Annotated in this window: 12 protein-coding genes; 4 read left to right on the forward strand and 8 right to left on the reverse strand. The window is 72.3% G+C overall.

All coding sequences use genetic code 11. From position 1 onward, the window contains the following. Position 1: 1 nt before the first annotated feature. The 6 genes from ACW9J6_RS05080 to ACW9J6_RS05105 all read right to left on the reverse strand — a co-directional run bounded on the left by ACW9J6_RS05080 (position 2) and on the right by ACW9J6_RS05105 (position 9,888). On the reverse strand, positions 2 to 2,686 hold the full coding sequence (locus tag ACW9J6_RS05080; RefSeq protein ID WP_457115355.1) for a nitrate reductase: 2,685 nt from the start codon (positions 2,684 to 2,686) through the stop codon (positions 2 to 4). A gap of 261 nt (positions 2,687 to 2,947) precedes the next feature. Continuing rightward, a complete protein-coding gene (locus ACW9J6_RS05085) occupies positions 2,948 to 4,561 on the reverse strand; it encodes a sulfite reductase subunit alpha (RefSeq protein ID WP_457115356.1) in 1,614 nt (537 codons plus the stop codon). Between the two features lie 332 nt (positions 4,562 to 4,893). Then, entirely contained in the window at positions 4,894 to 6,678 is a 1,785-nt protein-coding gene (locus tag ACW9J6_RS05090; protein ID WP_457115357.1) for a NirA family protein, read from the reverse strand. A gap of 12 nt (positions 6,679 to 6,690) precedes the next feature. Next, the gene (locus tag ACW9J6_RS05095) at positions 6,691 to 7,908 is read right to left on the reverse strand and encodes an NAD(P)/FAD-dependent oxidoreductase (protein WP_457115358.1); all 1,218 of its coding nucleotides are present in this window, start codon (positions 7,906 to 7,908) and stop codon (positions 6,691 to 6,693) included. Between the two features lie 385 nt (positions 7,909 to 8,293). Beyond that, positions 8,294 to 9,283 carry a CmpA/NrtA family ABC transporter substrate-binding protein gene (locus ACW9J6_RS05100; RefSeq protein WP_457115359.1) on the reverse strand — a complete coding sequence of 330 codons (990 nt, stop codon included), beginning with the start codon at positions 9,281 to 9,283 and terminating at the stop codon, positions 8,294 to 8,296. Further along, positions 9,280 to 9,888: an ANTAR domain-containing response regulator gene (locus ACW9J6_RS05105; protein WP_457115360.1), complete on the reverse strand. Its 609-nt coding sequence runs from the start codon at positions 9,886 to 9,888 to the stop codon at positions 9,280 to 9,282. The genes ACW9J6_RS05100 and ACW9J6_RS05105 overlap by 4 nt, the downstream gene beginning before the upstream one ends. 211 nt (positions 9,889 to 10,099) lie before the next feature. Between ACW9J6_RS05105 and ACW9J6_RS05110 the strand changes: the two genes are divergently transcribed. From ACW9J6_RS05110 to tkt, 3 genes are all read left to right on the forward strand, one after another. Continuing rightward, positions 10,100 to 10,792 carry a hypothetical protein gene (locus ACW9J6_RS05110; RefSeq protein ID WP_457115361.1) on the forward strand — a complete coding sequence of 231 codons (693 nt, stop codon included), beginning with the start codon at positions 10,100 to 10,102 and terminating at the stop codon, positions 10,790 to 10,792. Between the two features lie 186 nt (positions 10,793 to 10,978). After that, positions 10,979 to 12,796 (forward strand): glycoside hydrolase family 15 protein, encoded by a 1,818-nt coding sequence (locus ACW9J6_RS05115; protein WP_457115362.1) that lies wholly within the window; start codon positions 10,979 to 10,981, stop codon positions 12,794 to 12,796. 34 nt (positions 12,797 to 12,830) lie between these two features. Continuing rightward, a complete protein-coding gene (tkt, locus tag ACW9J6_RS05120) occupies positions 12,831 to 14,900 on the forward strand; it encodes a transketolase (protein ID WP_457115363.1) in 2,070 nt (689 codons plus the stop codon). A 504-nt stretch (positions 14,901 to 15,404) separates the two neighbouring features. Here tkt and ACW9J6_RS05125 read toward each other — a convergent pair. Next, positions 15,405 to 16,688, reverse strand: a complete 1,284-nt coding sequence (locus tag ACW9J6_RS05125; RefSeq protein WP_457115364.1) for an ArgE/DapE family deacylase — start codon at positions 16,686 to 16,688, stop codon at positions 15,405 to 15,407. Between the two features lie 123 nt (positions 16,689 to 16,811). Further along, positions 16,812 to 18,056, reverse strand: a complete 1,245-nt coding sequence (locus tag ACW9J6_RS05130; protein WP_457115365.1) for an amidase — start codon at positions 18,054 to 18,056, stop codon at positions 16,812 to 16,814. Positions 18,057 to 18,279: 223 nt separating this feature from the next. On the opposite strand from ACW9J6_RS05130, the gene ACW9J6_RS05135 reads away from it, so the two are divergent. Then, positions 18,280 to 18,648, forward strand: a complete 369-nt coding sequence (locus ACW9J6_RS05135) for a hypothetical protein (RefSeq protein ID WP_457115366.1) — start codon at positions 18,280 to 18,282, stop codon at positions 18,646 to 18,648. The last annotated feature ends 18 nt before the right edge of the window (positions 18,649 to 18,666 follow it).

Raw genomic sequence — 18,666 nt, forward strand, 5'->3', positions numbered from 1 at the left:
CTCACGACGCGCTCGGTGCAAGTTCGGCCGCCAGCAGCTTGCGGATCTCAGGGATGCACGAGCCGCAATTCGTGCCGGCCTTGCAGGCGGCGCCCACCGCCTCGACGCTGTGCGCCCCGCCCGCGATGGTGCCGGTGATGACGTCCTGCCCGACGCTGTGGCAGGCGCAGACCAGCGGCCCCGCCCCGCCGCTCTCGGCGCGCCCGGAGATCAGCGCCCGGCGGGCCGCCGGCTCCAGCAGTTCCTGCGTGCGGAAGAAGGCCTTGGCCGCCTCGAAGGACGGCCGTTCAGCGGCCGGGGCGAGGGCGAGGGCGCCGACGAGCCGCCCCTCCAGGAAGGCCGCTGCCCGGTAGATCCCGCGGGCCGGGTCCGCGAATTCGCTGAACGCCGCATCCGGGAACAGGCGGCGCATCAGGGGCGCGGCCTCCTCAGGGCCGTCGTTGGTCGCGACGATCAGCCCCGACCCGCCCTCGATCGCGGCGCGTGCCCACCACCACGTTTCCGGCGGTGCGACCGGGTCCCGGGTGATCAGGAAGCCGCGCGACCGCATCGGCGCGGGCGCGATGGCGGCCGGGGTCGCCTTCAGCTCCGGCTGGCCGGAGACCGGATCGACCGCCCCCTGCGCTAGCGCGCCGACCCGGCCCGAGGAGGAGGTCGCCTCGCTCCAGTGCATCGGCGCGAACAACACGCCGGGCAGCGCGCCGGGCTGCACCGTCACCTCCAGCACGGCCGCGCCGTGGGGCGTGGTCACGCGGGCGAGGTCGCCCTCCGCGAGCCCGGCCCGCGCGGCGTCGTCCGGGTGGATCTCCACGAAGGGCACCGCCCGGTGCGCGGAGAGCCGCGGGCTCTTCCCCGTGCGGGTCAGAGTGTGCCAGTGGTCGCGCACGCGCCCGGTATTGAGGCGCAGCGGGAAGGCCTCGCTCGTCGGATCGGCGAGCGAGGGTTTCTGCACGGCGACGAATCGCGCGCGCCGGTCGCGGGTGAAGAAGCGCCCGTCGGCGAAGAGCCGCGCCTGGCCGGCCTTGGCCTTGCGCGGCAGCGGCCACTGAACGGGCTTGGCCGCCTCGTAGGCGGCATCCGGGATCTCGGCGAGGCCGGACAGGTCGAAGTCGCGGCTGCCCGCATTCTCGAAGCCGGACAGCCCCGCATGCTCGCGGAACACCGCCGCGACGTTCGGCCAGGCGAAGGCCGCACGATGGCCGAGGCGCCGACCGACCTCGGCGAGCATCCACCAATCGGCCCGCGCCTCGCCGGGCGGCTTGAGGAAGCGCCGCTGCCGGGAGATGCGGCGCTCGGAATTGGTCACCGTGCCGTCCTTCTCGCCCCAGGCCAGCGCCGGGAGCACGATCGCGTCCGGCCGGGCCTTGAGCGTGTCGGTGGTGGAGACCGCCTCCGCGATCACCAGCGTGTCGAGGCCGCGCAGGGCCGCGCGCACCCGGTCGGCGCGGGGCATCGAGACCGCCGGGTTGGTGCCCATCACCCAGAGGGCCTTGATCTTGCCCCGCTCGATCGCCTCGAACATCGACACGGCCTTGAGGCCCTCGCCGGTGATGATGCGCGGCGCCCCCCAGAAGCGGCGGACGAGGTCGACCTCCTCCGGCGTGAAGTGCATGTGGGCGGCCAGCATGTTGGCGAGGCCGCCGACCTCGCGCCCGCCCATGGCGTTGGGCTGGCCGGTCAGCGAGAACGGCCCCATCCCGGGCCGGCCGATGCGGCCTGAGGCGAGATGGCAATTGATGATCGCGTTCGCCTTGTCGGTCCCTTGCGCGGATTGGTTCACGCCCTGGGAAAAGGCGGTGACGACGCGCGGCGTCGACCGGAACAGGTCGAAGAAGGTGCGGACCTCGTCCTCGCCGAGCCCCGTCAGCGCGGCCGTCGCGGCGATGTCGGGCGCGATGATCCGCGCGCGGTCGAGGGTTGCGTCGAACCCGGCCGTGTGGTCGGCGACGAAGCGGTCATCGATCGCGCCCGATTCCGCCAAGTGCACCAAGAGGCCGGAGAACAGGGCGGCGTCGCTGCCGGGCCGAAGCCCGAGGAACAGGTCCGCCTCCTCGCCGGTCTGGGTCCGGCGGGGATCGATCGCCACGATTCGGGTGCCGCGCTGGGCCCGGGCGTCGAGCATGCGGCGAAACAGGATCGGGTGGCACCAGGCCGCGTTCGAGCCGACGAGCACGATGAGGTCGGCCTCGTCGAGATCCTCGTAGCATCCCGGCACGGTGTCGGAGCCGAAGGCCCGCCGATGCGCGGCCACCGACGAGGACATGCACAGGCGCGAATTGGTGTCGACGTGCGGCGTGCCGATGAAGCCCTTCGCGAGCTTGTTGGCGACGTAGTAATCCTCGGTGAGGAGCTGCCCCGAGAGGTAGAAGGCGATCGCCTCCGGCCCGTGCTCGGCGGCGATCCGCGCGAAGCGGGCCGCGACCTCATCGAGGGCTCGGTCCCAGCTCACGCGCTCACCCGCGATGGCCGGGTGCAGGACGCGGTCGTCGAGCGAGAGCGTCTCCCCCAGCGCCGAGCCCTTGGAGCAGAGACGGCCGAAATTCGCCGGATGCTCGGGATCGCCCTCGACGCTGGCGCCCCCAAGCCCGTCGGGCCGCGCCAGCACCCCGCAGCCGACGCCGCAATACGGGCAGGTCGTCCGCACCGGCGCGGGCAGTCGAGAGATGTCGGCGACGTGGAGGTTCATGGGATGCCCGCTCCAACGGGGATGGATGTCGGTGATGCAAGCGGCGAGCCGGGTGGTGGACCCATCCTCACCCGCTCCCTCTCCGGAGGGCTGTCCGGAAAGATGTGAGGCACCTCTCCCCTCTCCCGAGTGGGAGAGGGGATCCCGCGCGTGCTGGATTGGTGGGGTTTCTTGTTGGATGAGCGCTTTCCGGAGACCAGGGCGCGTTCTCACGGGCCATGAATTTTTCCCGGACAGCCATGCCGTCTGCGGGGGAAGTTGTCAGTACACGTCGGCCTGGTAGCGGCCGGCCTTCTTCAGCCCGGCGAGATACGCCACCGCGTCGTCGGGGCTGCGCCCGCCCTCCTTGGCGGCGACATCGATGATCGCGCGCTCCACGTCCTTTGCCATGCGCTTGGCGTCCCCGCAGACGTAGAAATGCGCGCCCTCCTCCAGCCAACGCCACAGCTCGCGGCCGTTCTCGCGCATGCGGTCCTGGACGTAGGTCTTCTCGCCCCCGTCCCGGGACCACGCAAGCGACAGGCGGGTCAGGATGCCCGCATCCTTCAGGCCGTTGAGTTCGTCCCTGTAGAAGAAGTCGGAGGCCTGCCGCTGATGGCCGAAGAACAGCCAGTTCTTGCCCGGCGCCTTGGTGGCGGCGCGCTCCCGCAGGAAGGCGCGGAACGGCGCGATGCCGGTGCCGGGCCCCACCATGATGATCGGCGTGTCGGGCTTCTCCGGCAGGCCGAACCCGTGCGCCTTCTGGAGATAGACCTTGACCTTGGACGTCTCGGCCAAGCGCTCGCCGAGATGGGTGGAGGCGACGCCGAGGCGCAGCCGCGAGCGGTGGCTGTAGCGCACCGCGTCGACGGTGAGCGAGACCCGGCCCGGATCGGCCTTGGGGCTCGACGAGATCGAGTAGAGCCGCGGCTGCAGCTCGTCGAGGGCTTCGAGGAAGACCTCCGCGTCGGGCCGCGCCGCGGGGAACTTGTGGAGCGCCGCCAGCACGTCGAGATAGGCGAGGTCGCCGTCCGGATCCTCCCCGGCCGCGAGGGCCTGCGCCTTCTTGCGGGCCGCCCCGGAGGTCAGGAGCGACAGGAGCTGGAACAGCCCGTCCGGCGCGGCGCCGAGCGCGTAGTTGGTGAGGAGGTGGTCGCGCAGGGTCTTCTCGCCGAGCTTGGTGGCGATCACCCGCTCGGGCCGGGTGCCGAGTTCGGCGATCACCGTGTCGACGAGGGCCGGGGCGTTGGCCGGGAACAGGCCGAGCGAATCCCCGACCACGTACTCGATGCCGGTTCCGGCGAGATCGATCTCGATGTGCCAGGTCTCCTTCTCGCCGCCCGGCGCGTTGAGGCGCCGACGGGAGAGGAACACGGCCTCGGCCGGGTTCTCGCGGCAAAGGCCGTAGGGGCCGGACGGCCCGGCCATCGCGGGGGCATCCTCCGCCGCCGAGGCCCCCGCACCCGCCGGCGCCGCCGTGCCGAACTCCGCCTCCAGCTTCTTGAGCATCCGGAGGGTATCCTTGCCTCCGGGCTGGCAGAGGTTCAGGCGCTCCTCCTTCCTGAGGAAGATCGCGTTGGCGTAGTCGGCGCAATTGTAGCCGCACTGCCCGCAATCCTGCTGGGCCATGGCGGCCATCAGCTTCTGCGGCTCCGAGCGGTCCTTGGCCATCGCCATGCGGTCGTCGAGGGCAAGCGACGGGTCGTGCCAGGGCGCGTCGCCGTTGTCGGCGAGCGCCGGGCCGGAGGGCCCTTCACCGGCGCCGAGCGCGGTGGCGCCCTCGATGGCCGGCCCGAGCAGGGCCGCGAAGTAGCCCGAGAGCCACGCGCGCTGGTCGGCGTTGAAGGGAGCGCTCTCGGGAATCAGGACGAGGGGGGGCGTGACGTGCTGGGTCATGAGGAGCGTGCCGTGTCTCTCGAAGCGGCGGCCCCTCCCGCTTTCGGGGAGGAGTCTGGGATTGGGTTTTCAGGCGCGACAAAAAGAGGATGATCCCTCGGCCTCCTCCCCTTTTCCTGACGACTGGAGCGTCAGCGGAAGGAGATCCGGAAACCAGCAAAGGACTCCGAGAAGCGTCCGTTCGTCTGCAACGGTGCTGGCATTCGGAGCCGCTTCGCGGCGATTCATTCGCTGGTTTCCGGATCTCCTTCCGCTGGCGCTGCTCTTGTCCGGAAAAGGGGAGGAAGTCATGATGGCAGGGTGATGGGAGCGTCCAGCGGTGTCGCGCGCGGCTACTCCGCCGCCTCCAGCATCCGGGCCTCGGCGAGGCCCTTGAGCGCGTCGGGCCCGCGGCGGGCGGTGAAGGCCTGGAAACTCTCCTGCGGCCCGGTCCGGTGAGCGAGGTAGTCGCGCAGCAGCAGCTCGACGCGGCCCGGGCAATCCTCGGCCTTCACGGCCTTCCAGATCTCGGTGCCGATCTTCGCCGCCTCGCCGAAGCCGCCGCCGACCACGATGTCGTAGCCCTCGACGGTGTCGCCCTCCTCGCTCACCACCACCTTGGCGCCGATCAGGCCGATATCGCCGATGTAGTGCTGCGCGCAGGAATGATGGCAGCCGGTCAGGTGGAGGTTCACCGGCACGTCGAGGTCCTGCACCCGCGCCTCGACGTGGTCGGCGATCATCAGGGCGTGGCCCTTCGTGTCCGAGGCCGCGAATTTGCAGCCGCGGTTGCCCGTGCAGGCGACGAGCCCGGCGCGGATGCTCGACGCCCGCGTGGTGAGGCCGAGGGCCGCCACGCGCGCCTCCACCTCCGCCACCCGGGCGTCCGGAACGCCGGAGAACAGGAAGTTCTGCCAGACCGTGAGCCGGATCAGCCCGTCGCCGCAATCGCGGGCGATCTCCGCGAGCGCCCGCATCTGGTCGGTGGTCATCTTTCCAACCGGCAGGACGACGCCGATCCAGTTCAGCCCGGCCTGTTTCTGCGCGTGCACGCCGACATGAGCGTAACGGTCGAAGCCGCCGCGGGGCTTGATGTGGGCGGGGTCGACCCGGTCGAGCTTGCGCCCGAGCTTCTCCTCCACGGCGGCGAGGTACTTGTCGAAGCCCCAGGCATCGAGGACGTACTTCATCCGCGACTTGTTGCGGTTGGTGCGGTCGCCGTTCTCGATGAAGACGCGCAGGATCGCGTCGGCGACGAGGTTGCACTCCTTCGGCCGCAGCACCACGCCGGTGTCGCGGGCGATGTCCCGGTGGCCGGTGATGCCGCCGAGCACGAGGCGCATCCAGATGCCCGGCTCGACCGCGGCGCCCTCCGTGACCTCGACCGCCTGAAAGCCGATGTCGTTGGTCTCCTCCAGCACTGGCAGCACGCCGCCGCCGTCGAAGGCCACGTTGAACTTGCGCGGCAGGCCGTAGAGCGAGCGGTCGTTGAGGATCCAGTTGTGCCAGGACTTGGCGAGGGGCCGCGTATCCAGGATCTCCTGGGCGTCGATGCCGGCGGTGGGCGAACCGGTGACGTTGCGGATGTTGTCCGCCCCGGCCCCGCGGGCGGTGAGGCCGAGATCGACGAGCCCGTCCAGGAAGGGCTGGCCGTGCTCCGGCGCGATCTCGCGCACCTGCAGGTTCGCCCGCGTGGTGACGTGGCTGTAGCCGCCACCATGGGCGTCCGCGAGGTCGGCGATGCCGGCGAACTGCCAGTGCTGCAGGATCCCGTTCGGGATGCGCAGGCGGCACATGTAGGAATTCTGCGCCGGCGCGACCCAGAACAGGCCGTGGTAGCGCCAGCGGAAATTGTCTTCGGGCTTCGGCGCCTTGCCGGTCTCGGCCTCGGCGATCAGGCGGTTGTGGCCGTCGAAGGGGTTCTCGGCGCGCTTCCACTTCTCCTGCTCGGAGAGCTTCCCGCCGGCCTTGGTGACCTTGTCCTGCGCCTTGATGTGGATCGCGTCGGGTCCCGTGGGCTCGGCGGCGGGCGAGGCGGCGCCCCCGAGGCCGAGGCCGCCGGTCATGCGCACCGCCTGGATGCCGGTCGCGAACCCTTCGAGGTACCGCTTCTGCTCGGCGTCGAAGTCGTCGGCCATTCGAGCGCTCCTTCACGCAGCGAGGGGTTGGGGGACGGGACGCCCGAACATCAGGTCGTCCCGATCGGCGCGGCCGAGCGGATCGCCCGACCGGATCAGGGCCTTGCACCAGGCCTGCTCGGCGACGTCGCCCACGAAGACCGCGCCCACGAGCCGGTTGTCGGCGATCACGAGCTTGCGGTAGAGGCCCGCCGCCGGATCGCTCCAGGTCACGGCCTCGGCGCCGGCCGGCACGTCGACGAGCCCTGCCGAGAAGACCGGGAGGCCCGAGACCTTCAGGCTCGTCGCAAGGGACGTGCCGGCATAGGCCGCCGCCTCCCCCGCGAGATGTCGCGCCAGCACCTCGGCCTGCTCGTAGGCGGGCTCGACCAGCCCGTAGGTGACGCCCCGATGCTCGGCGCATTCGCCGAGCGCGAAGACTGCCGGGTCCGAGGTGGTCATGTGGTCGTCGACCTGAATGCCGCGGCCGACGGCGAGGCCCGCCGCCGCGGCGAGCGCCGTCGCGGGCCGCACGCCCACGGACATGACCACGAGGTCGGCCGGCAGCAGGCGGCCATCCGCGAGGCGAACCGCCTCGACCCGCCCGTCGCCCTCGACCGCGGCGGTGTCCGCCTGCAGCAGCACGCGCACGCCGCGCGCCTCCATGGCCCGGCGCACGAGGTCGGCCGCCGCGTGGTCGAGCTGGCGCTCCATCAGCCGGTCCATCACGTGGAGGAGCGTCGTGTCGACGCCGAGGCGGGCGAGGCCGACCGCCGCTTCGAGCCCGAGCAGGCCGCCGCCGATCACCACCGCCCGCGCGCCCGCCGTCGCGGCCCGGCGGATCGCCGCCACGTCGGCGAGGTCCCGGAAGGTGATCACGCCCGGACGGTCCATGCCGGGCTTCGGAAGCCGGATCGGCACCGAGCCCACCGCCAGCACGAGCCGGTCGTAGTCCAGGACGAGCCCCTCCCCGACCCGCACGGTGCGGGCGGCCCGGTCGATGGCAGTGGCCGGCGCGCCGGTGACGAGGGTAATGCCGTGATCCGCGTACCAGTCGAGGCCCCGGAAGGTGCAAGCGGCCTCGTCGACCTCGCCGCCCAGCAGCGAGGACAGCAGGACCCGGTTGTAGGCCGCCACCGGCTCGGCCCCCACCACGGTCACGGCGAAGGGCGCGCGGTCGCGCGCGGTCAGCCGCTCCAGGAAGCGGAGCGAGGCCATGCCGTTGCCGACCACCACGAGGCGTTCCTGCATCGCACCCCTCCTCAGGCCGCCGAGGCCCGGCGCGCCGCGCCGTCACCCATCCCGATCGTCACCGACTCCGCTCCCTGCTCGATCCGCGCCACGCGCCCTGCCGAAACGAAAAAAACCGCCGCCCAAGCTCGACCGCGGCCCTGTCGGAGGGGCGGATGCGGAGACCTGGGTCAGCGGCTTTGCTGACGGTTGCGACCCGTCAGCGTTGACGGACCCAACAACTCGAAGCAGATCCCGTGCCAGATACCTGCGGCGGGAAGATTGTCGTTGCGCGGAAGTGGTTTGCGGCCCGTCCGGGGGAAGCGGGTCCCGGCCGCGGCCCGGCTGCTGCGCTGCACAATTGCGCGGCGGGATGATCGGGAATCGGGCAGGCGGCCCGCCGGCCTCAGTCCCGTGCGGCCAGGAGATCGGGCCTGACGAGCGCGGCGGCCTGGGCGCGGGCGGCGGGCGTCGGGGTGAACTGCCCGCTCGCCGCCATCTCGGCCAGGATCCAGTCGACCGCGTCCATGCCGAAGGCCAGCGTGTCCTCGCCGAAGGTGGGGGTGTCCGAGACGGCGCCGCCGTCGCGGCGGTCGTCGAGTGCCCGCAGGATGAGGTCGGGCGGCACGCCGAGGTAGCGCGGATCGCCGAGCATCCGGGCGAGGTCCGGGTGGTGGGCCGGGGCGCCGCACCAGCGCGCCGCTCCGCGGAGCGCGCGCAGGAGTGGCGGCACCCTCTCCTCGGACTCGGCCGGGAGGGCCAGCACCTTCTCGGGCGCGTCCGGCGCGAGGTCGGCGCCGAGGGCGGCGATCCGCCCCACCCCCGCCGCCACCGCGACGCTGTTCCAGGGTGCCCCGACGCAGAACCCGTCGATCAGGCCGCGCCGCAGGGATTCGACGGTCCGGGGCGGCGGCACGACGACGACGCGCACCTGCGCGAGGTCGCCGCCGCCGCGCGCGAGCAGCCGCCGGAGCTGGTAGGTGTGGCTGGAGAAGGGGTGCACCGTCGCGAGGGTGAGCGGTCGCTCCTCCGCGGCCCGCGCCCGCGCCACCGCGGCGAGGGCGCGGGCGACATCCGCGAGCGTCTCCGATGCCGGCGCCATCGCCTCCCACAGGGACAGCGAGAGGGTCACGGCGTTGCCGTGGCGACCGAGGGCCGACGGCGCGATCAGGCTCGCGGGCGGGCCGCTGAGGCCGAGGTGGCTCGCGAGCGCGAGGGGCGCGAGACAATGGGCGCCGTCGAGCAGGCCGAGCGCCAGCTTGTCGCGCAGGGTGGCCCAGGACGGCTCGGGCACGAGGTCGACGGACAGGCCCTCGCGCGCCGCGAAGCCCCCCTCCACCATGGCGATGAGGCAGGCCGCGTCCGTGAGCGGCACGTATCCGATCTGCAGCCTCATCCGAGGAGGTCCGCCGCTGTCACGATCGCGCGGGCGATGTCGACGATCTTGCGCTTCTCGTTCATGGCCTTGCGCCGCAGCTGCTTGTAGGCCTCGTCCTCGGAGAGCCCCTTGGCGCTCATCAGGATGCCCTTGGCGCGGTCGATGAGCTTGCGGTCCGCGAGCTCGTTGCGGGCCTCCGCGAGTTCCCGCTGCAGCCGCGCGAAGGCGTTGTGGCGCAGGATCGCCACCTCGATGATCGGCTTGATGCGGTCGGCCTGGAGCCCGTCCACGATGTAGGCGGAGATGCCCGCGTCGACGGCGGCCTGCATCATCGGCGCGTCGGTCCGGTCCACGAACATCGCCACCGGCTTCTCGACGAGGCGGGAGACGCCGAACATCTGCTCGAGGAGGTCGCGGCTCGGGCTCTCCAGGTGGATGACGACGACGTCGGGGGCCAGGGCGGAGAGCCGGTCGAACAGGTCGACCGTGTCGGGGATGACCACCACGCGGGCGCCCTCCAGGGCCCGCAGGCCCTCCTCCAGCACGGCGGCGCGGGCGCGGCTCGGGTCGACGACCGCGATGGTCAGGCTCGGCTCGGGGGGAGGCACGGGGGAGGCGGTCACGCGGGCGGGCATTCGGGTCGGGGCAGGCAAGTGTCGGGCCGGAGCGGATCCGGCTTCGTCGGCCGGGAGGGGACGCTCCGGCCTGGCGCGGTCCTAACGGAACTCGACGCAAGTGCCGACCGAAAAGAAACCCCCGCGCAAAGATCCGGCCCCGCTTCGGCCGCAAAACCGGGGCTGATTGCGGTGGTCAGCGAACGGAGGGTCACGTCCCATGGGCGAGTTCGGCGGCCTGCGCAAGGGCGGGCGGGGAACCGCGGCGGTCGGGGGGAGCACCGCGCTCGGCTACTTCCCGCTGCTCCCGACCCTGTCCGTGATCGCCTGCCTCGCCGCGGGATCCCTCTACTGGCGCGACGCGCCCGCCCATTCGCCGGCCGGTCAGGCCGCCGTCCCGGCGCCGCTGCCGCCCAGCGACCCGTTCCCGCTCGCCCTCGCCTCGGGCGAGGGGTGGTTCCGGGCGCCCTTCCCGCTCGAATTCGAGGAGCACTTCCCGCTCCTCGCTGCCGCTCCGCCGACGGCCCCGCTCGTCGGCCCGACCTGCGACCCGGTGCCGACGCTGCCCGCGCGCGACCGGCTCGCGCAGCAGCAGGCCGAACCCCGCCCGGCCGCGAGGCGGCAGGCCGGCCGCCATCGCGCGCCGCTCCCGCTTCTCGCGGGGGTGCGGCCGCCGCCGCGGCCCGACGCGCTGCGCTTCGCCGCGGCCGAACCGCCGCCCCAGACGCCGATCCCGCTCGCCCCGGTCACGCCCGCGCCTGCGCAGACGCCCGCGCCGGAGGACAAGCCCCGCCTGCGGCTCCCGCACGTCGTCCGGACCGGGCGCGAGGTGGTGCGCACCGTGGTGGCGCTCGGCGACGGCGTCGTGCAGGCCGGCAGCGCCATGCTGGACCTGATCGACAGTCGGCCCTGAGACGCGCTCCGGCTGATCGAGCGGTGAGCGTATCGGGAAGCTGCGCGGCGGAGCTCTGCTCCGCACGCTTGGGCGACGCCGGTTCGCGTAGCGCCGGGCCATCCAGCGGAACCTCAGAGACACCGTGACTGGACCGGCGGGAGGGCGCCCCTACTTGTCCCTCCTTGGCCTTCCCCAGGGGCGTCCATGGCATCGCGGATCGAGGATTACGCCCTGGTGGGCGACGGCCGGAGCGCCGCCCTGATCGGACGGGATGGGAGTGTCGACTGGCTGTGCTGGCCGCGCTTCGACGCGCCGGCCTGCTTCGCGGCCCTGCTCGGCACGCCCGAGCACGGCCGGTGGCGGATCGCCCCGGCGGGCTCGGTCACCCGCACCACACGCTGCTACCGGCCCGGAACCCTCGTCCTGGAGACGACACACGAAACCGAGACCGGCACCCTGCGGGTGACCGACTACATGCCGACGGACGACGGCCTGCACCTCGTGCGTCTCGTCGAGGGCGTCGAGGGGGCGGTCGATGTCCGGATGGAACTCGTGGTCCGCTTCGATTACGGCTCGGCGGTGCCCTGGGTGTCGCGCAACGAGCACGGCGACCTGCGGGCCATCGTGGGGCCGCACAAGGTGGTGCTGCGCACCCGGGCGCCCCTCTGCGGGGTCGGCCGCACCACCGTCTCGGACTTCACCGTGGAGGCGGGGCAGAGCGTCACCTTCGTGCTGAGCTACGGCTCCTCCGCCGAGGACGACCCCTGCCCGATCGAGCCGTTGCGGGTCCTGCGCCGCACCACCGATACGTGGCGCTCCTGGTCGCGGCGCTGCCAGGGCGGCACGCCCTGGGACGACATCCTGATGCGCTCCCTCCTCACCCTCAAGGCGCTGATCTACGCGCCGACCGGCGGCATCGTGGCGGCGCCCACCACCTCGCTGCCGGAGGCGATCGGGGGCGTGCGCAACTGGGACTACCGCTACTGCTGGCTGCGCGACTCGACCTTCACCCTCCTCGCCCTCACGGATGCGGGCTATCTCGACGAGGCGCGGGCGTGGCGCGACTGGCTGCTGCGCGCGGTCGCGGGCAGCCCCGAACAGGCGCGCATCCTCTACGGCATCGCGGGCGAGCGGATGCTGCCCGAGATCGAGCTCGACTGGCTGCCGGGCTACGAAGGGTCGCGGCCGGTGCGGATCGGCAACGCCGCCTCGCAGCAATTCCAGCTCGACGTCTACGGGGAGATCTTCGACGCCCTCTACCAAGCCTCCGAGCGCGGCATGGAGGGCGACGACAACGGCGCCCGGGTCGGGCTCGCCCTCCTCGACCACCTGGAGAAGGTCTGGGAGGAGCCCGACGAGGGCATCTGGGAGGTGCGCGGCGGCCGGCGGCATTTCGTGCACTCGAAGGTCATGGCCTGGGTGGCCTTCGACCGGGCGGTCCGCTTCTACGAGCGCGCGAATGGCGGCACCCGGGACGCCACGGCGGCGCGCTGGTGCGCGGTCCGCGACCGGATCCACGCGCAGGTCTGCGAGAAGGGTTTCGATCCCGACCTCAACAGCTTCGTCCAATCCTACGGCTCCAAGCACCTCGACGCGAGCCTGCTGCTGATCGGCCATGTCGGCTTCCTGCCCCATTCCGATCCCCGGGTGGTGGGGACCGTCGAGGCGATCGGCCGGGACCTCATGCGCGACGGCTTCGTGCTGCGCTACGACACCGAGAATCAGACCACCGACGGCCTGCCCGCCGGCGAGGGCGCCTTCCTGCCCTGCAGCTTCTGGTACGCAGATAACCTCATTGCACTCGGTCGTTGCGAGGAGGCGCGCGCGCTGATCGAGCGGCTGATCGGCATCTGCAACGATGTCGGCCTGCTGGCCGAGGAGTACGACCCGGCCGCCGGGCGCCAGGTCGGCAATTTTCCGCAGGCCTTCAGCCACGTCGCGCTCGTCAACACGCTTCTGAACTTCAGTCGGGCGGTCGGACCCGCTAAGGAGCGCAGCGACGAGCGGCAGGCGGCGTCCTGACCGCCTGCCCAGGAACCCGACGCGAGGCCCCCTCATGAGCGCAGCCGACACCGCCGCCAAGGCCGGCATCAGCGAGATCGACCAGCGCAGCATCGACACGATCCGGACGCTGACGATCGACGCGGTGCAGAAGGCGAATTCGGGCCATGCCGGCGCCCCGATGGCGCTCGCGCCCGTCGCCTTCACGCTCTGGAACCGTTACCTCCGCTACGATCCGGCGCACCCGACCTGGCCGAACCGCGACCGCTTCGTGCTCTCGGTCGGCCACGCCTCGATGCTGCTCTACGCGCTCCTGCACCTCGCGGGCGTGGCGGAGAAGGACGGCGCCAACGCGCCCGCGGTGAGTCTCGACGACATCAAGCGCTTCCGCCAGCTCGACAGCCGCACGCCGGGCCACCCCGAATACCACTTCACCACCGGCGTCGAGGTGACGACGGGCCCGCTCGGCCAGGGCGTCGCGAACTCGGTCGGCATGGCGATGGGCGCCCGCTACCTCAACGAGCACTTCGCCTACGGCGAGCGTCCGGTCTTCGACTTCAACGTCTACGCCCTGTGCAGCGACGGCGACCTGATGGAGGGCGTCTCGGGCGAGGCGGCCTCGATCGCCGGGCACCTGCGCCTCGCCAACCTGTGCTGGATCTACGATTCGAACACGGTCACCATCGAGGGCCACACCGACCTCGCCTTCAGCGAGGAGGTGGCGACCCGCTTCCTCGCCTATGGCTGGCAGGTGCTGCGCGTGGCCGACGCCAACGACGTGCACGCGCTCGCCGGGTCGATCGAGACCTTCCTGCAATCGCAGGACCGCCCGACGCTGATCATCGTGAACTCGGTGATCGGCTACGGCGCCCCGACCAAGCAGGGCACCTCGAAGGCGCATTCCGACGCCCTCGGCGTCGACGAGGTCAAGGGCGCCAAGCGCGCCTATGGCTGGCCGGAGGACGCGGAGTTCCTCGTGCCGGACGGCGTCTACGACAACTTCCGCTCGGGCATCGGCGAGCGCGGCGCCGCCCTTCGGGCGGAGTGGGAGAGCCTGATGGCGGAGGTGGCGCGGGAGGATGCCACGCTCCACGGTGAGGTCACCGCCTATCTGCGGGGCGAGCTGCCCGAGGGCTGGGACGCCGACATCCCGGTCTTCCCGGCCGATGCCAAGGGCCTCGCCACGCGCGAATCCTCCGGCAAGGTGCTCAACGCGATCGCCCCGAAGCTGCCCTGGCTGCTCGGCGGCTCGGCCGACCTCGCGCCCTCCAACAAGACCAAGCTCGACGGCGAGGAGGCGCTGGGGCCGTTCACGCCGGGCGGGCGCAACATCCATTTCGGCGTGCGCGAGCACGCGATGGGATCGATCGTGAACGGGCTCGGCCTCGTGGGCCTGCGCGCCTACGGGGCGACCTTCCTGGTCTTCTCCGACTACATGCGCCCGCCGATCCGCCTCGCGGCGCTGATGGAACTGCCGATCTTCCACGTCTTCACGCACGATTCGATCGGGGTGGGCGAGGACGGGCCGACCCACCAGCCGGTGGAGCACCTGCTGGCCCTGCGCGCGATCCCGGGCCTGCTCACCCTCCGCCCGGCCGACGCCAACGAGGTGGCGGAGGCGTACCGGGTGATCCTGCGCAGCCGGCACCAGCCGGCGGTGCTCGCGCTGAGCCGCCAGCCGCTGCCGACCTTCGACCGGGCCGTCTACGCGCCGGCCTCGGGCCTCGCCAAGGGCGCCTACGTGTTGGGCGATTGCGAGGGCGAGCCGGAGCTGATCCTGATCGGCACCGGCAGCGAGGTGCAGCTCTGCGTCGGCGCCTACGAGACGCTGAAGGCCGAGGGCGTGCGGGTGCGGGTCGTCTCGATGCCCTCCTGGGAGCTGTTCGAGCAGCAGGACGCGGCCTATCGCGACGGCGTGCTGCCCCCGGCGGTGACGGCGCGGGTGGTCGTCGAGCAGGGTTCGGTGATCGGCTGGGACCGCTACGCGGGCCGGGACGGCGTGATCCTGGGGATGCACACCTTCGGCTCCTCCGCGCCGATCAAGGACCTGCAGACGAAGTTCGGCTTCACCTCGGCGAAGGTGCTGGAGGCGGCCCGGGCGCAGCTCGCGCGGCGGGGGTCGTAGGGCGCGCCGCCTCGCGCACTGCCGCATGATTGTGCGAGCCAGGCGAGACCTCTCTCGCGAGCGCGGTTTCGGCGCCGTTGGATCGCTCGTCTCTCCTCGATCTCGGGTGAGCCCGAGATCGAGCTCGGCAGCATCAGACCCCGTCGAGATCGAACACGCTCGCGAGGCATGGTCGCTGCTGCGAGAGTTGAAGCTCCCGGTTTCCGGCACCGCGGCGCAGGGATCCTCTCTCCCAAGCAGGCGACCGTGTGCGCAACGCTCCACCACGGGTGCATCAGCTGAACGAATGGGGAAGAAACAACCCTCCTCATGCTGAGGTGCGACCGCAGGGAGCCTCGAAGCACCCCTGAACACCCAGTCCGAGGCGCCATCATTTTGGACGAACCTTCAGGGGTGTTTCGAGGCTGGCACCGCCAGCACCTCAGCATGAGGAGTGGTGCGCCCTCCAGGGGCGTTCAACTGAAGAGCTGCGACGATGACAGGCGCACGCGCAAACCCGGGCCGTCACACCGCCTCGACCCCGCACCACTCCGCCACGAACAGCGCCATCGCGGTGGTGATGCGCTTCACCGAGGCGAGGCTGACGCGCTCGTCGAAGCCATGGATGTTCTCGCTGATCGGGCCGTAGCAGAGCGCCGGCACTCGGTCGTAAAGGGCGTGCACGCGGGTGTCGAGGTAGCCCGCCGTCATGAAGCTCTTGAGCGCGGTCCCCGTCGCCGCCGCGTGCGCGCGACCGAGCACCGCCTCGGCCTCCGACCCCTCCTCCAGCTCGTAGCCCTCGGCGAAGAAGCCGTCGAAGCTCACGCGCGGGGGCGAGTTCGACAGGAACGGATCCGTGAGGGCGAAGTCGCGCACGGCCGCCTCGATCTCGCGGGCCGCCTCCGCGGCGCTCGTTCCCGGATAGATCGCGATGCGGCAGTCGATCCGGCACCAGGCCGGCACCGAGGAGGCCCAATGGCCGCCCTCGATGCGCCCGATATTGAGATTGATCGGATGCGCCTCGCCCTCGAAGTGCCGGCGCCCGGCCTTGGCGGCGTTCCAGCGCTCCTCCAGCGCGCGCAGGGCGCCGATCACCCGGTAGGCGGCGTCGATCGCGTTCGCGCCGGTGCCCATCTCGCGCACGTGGACCGGGCGGCCGCGCACCTCGACGCGGAACCACAGCACCCCCGTGTTGGCGCGGACCAGCATCTCCTCCTCGGGCTCCGGGATCAGCACCGCGTCGGCGCGGTAGCCGCGCAGATGGGTCATCAGGGCGCCATTGCCGGTCGATTCCTCCTCCACCACCGATTGCACCGTGACCGTGGCAGCCGGCTGGAGACCGATGCGGCGCAGCGCGTCCAGGGCGAAGAGGTTCGCCGCGTGGCCCGCTTTCATGTCGGCGCCGCCGCGCCCGTAGAGCCAGTCGCCGTCGATCACGGGGTCGAAGGGCGGCCGGCTCCACAGGTCCGCCGGGCCGGGGGGCACCACGTCGACATGGGCCTGGAGGATGAGCGAGCGGCCGGCCTCCCGCTTCGGCCGATGAATGCCGACCACGATCGGCGCCTCCGAGTGCCCCTCCGCGAAGGCCGCCCCGCCTGGATGTGCCGCGATGACCGCCCGGTCCATGGCGAAGCGGTCCATGGCGAGGCCCCGCTCGCGGAAGCACCGGAACACGAAATCCTGGATCGCCTGCTCGTTGCCGCGCGTCGAGGGGAAGCGCACCAGCGCCTGCGTGTGGGCGATCTGCGCGGGGAATCCCGCCTCCACCGAGGCGATGATCCGGTCGCGGAGCGCGGGATCGAGCGGCATGTCCTCTCCGGGGTTGCGCAGCGGCGATGGCCGCGCGCGCATTCGGGCCGGTTTCGCTGCCGCTGGCAAGGCGCCCCGCCCGGTATCCGGCCACGCGCCGGAGGGCGGACCGCGCCGGGCGCCTCAGCCGAGGGCGCGCTCGACGAGGCGCGCGGCCGCCAGCGCCCGCCCGTCGTCGCCGAAGCGCGCGACCACCTGAACGCCGAGCGGGAGCCCGGCGGCCGTGGTCTCCACCGGGACCGTGACGCAGGGCACGCCCATCAGGGTCCAGAGCCGGTTGAAGCGGGCGTCTCCGGTCGAGGCGAGACCGGCCGGGGCCGGGCCCGGCGCGGAGAGCGTCAGGATCACGTCGATGCCGGCCTCCGCGAACACGTCCTTGAGCGTCCGGCGGGCATGGTGGGCGGTGCGCCGGCCGGCATCGTAGGCCGCGGTGGCGATGTCCTGCGCGGCGTCGAGCTGGGCGCGCAGGAGCGGCGGCAGCGCCGCGCGGTGGTTGTCGTACTCGAAGGCGAGGGCCTGCGCGGCCTCGTAATCCTGAATCACCGGGTGGCAGGCGTGGGCCTCTCCGAAGATCGACGGCAGGGCGAGGTCGTGCACGACCGCGCCGGCCCGCTCGGCCGCCCTGGCGGCGCGGTCGAGGGCCGCCAGGGCCTCCGCTGCCGCCGGCTCGCAGAAATCCGGGCGCAGGAGGCCGATCCGCGGCGCGCCGGGATCGCCCGACGGCAGGTCGATGGCGGGACGCCCGGCGAGGAGCGCGAGGGCGTGCGCCGCATCGGCCACCCGCGCGGCGAAGAGCCCGACGGTGTCGAGCGCCCAGGAATAGCATTTCACGCCCACGGTCGGCAGGAGGCGGAAGGACGGCTTCACGCCGACCACGCCGCAGAAGGCGGCCGGGCGGATCACCGAGCCGCCCGTCTGGGTGCCGATGGCGAGGGGCAGCATCCCGGCCGCCACCGCGGCGGCCGAGCCGGCGGAGGAGCCGCCCGGCGTGTGGGCGAGGTTGCGCGGGTTGCGGGTCGGGGTCGGGTCGAGGAAGGCGAAGGGCGTGGTCGTGGTCTTGGCGAGCGGCACCGCGCCGAGGCGCTTGAGCCGCGCGACCACCGGCGCGTCGGCCCGGGGGCGCCAGCCGGCATAGATCGGGGAGCCCATCTCGGTGGCGAGGTCGGCGGTGTCGATGATGTCCTTGATGCCGACCGCGATGCCGGCGAGCGGCCCCCGCGCGGGCACCTGCGCCGCCTCGTCGAGGCGCAGGATCGCACCGACCTCCGGGTCGTGCCGCGCGATCGCCTCCCGCGTGAGCGCGACGGCGCCCTCGGGCGTGAGGCGGCCGGCATCGATGCGGGCGCGCAGGTCGAGGAGCGAGAGCATGCGGGACCTCCCTGGAGCGGCGATCGGCGAGCCGCCAACGCTCTCCGCTTGGCGTCAGAGGGGGCCGTCGTGTCAAGGTGAGGAGGCATCGGCGCCGCCGCCGATCGTCGCGGATCGTGTCCCCCGCGCGCAATCCGACCGTCTCCGGCAACGCCCGCTTAAGCGGTCCGTGGTTATCTCCCGGCCGCTCGCAGGGCGAAGCAACGCACAGGGGCGAACGACGATGCGTTTCAACCCGCGGGAGAAGCTCGGCGCTGCGATGCCGGAGCGGGTGAGCCGGCCCGCCCCGCGGGCGAGCGACATCCACTACGAGGTTTCCCCTCCGACCCGCGAGGAGCGGCCGCAGCGCGAGCGGGCCTTCTCGTACGTTCCCTGGCCGCTGCGCCTCCTCGTGAAGATGGTCGTGACCTCCGCGGTGATGGCCGGAGGCCTGTTCGGGCCGGCCTTTCTCGACTGCCGCAAGCTGCGCGAGGACGGCGGCTTCTTCCACGGCGTGACGATGACGGCCTGCACGCGGCAATCGACCTACGAGCGCATCGCGACCATGCAGCAGCAATTCGAGACGCTGGCGCGGGTGCTCGCGAGCCACTGATCCGCCGCCACCGGGACC

The sequence above is a fragment of the Methylobacterium sp. JK268 genome, assembly GCF_054052225.1.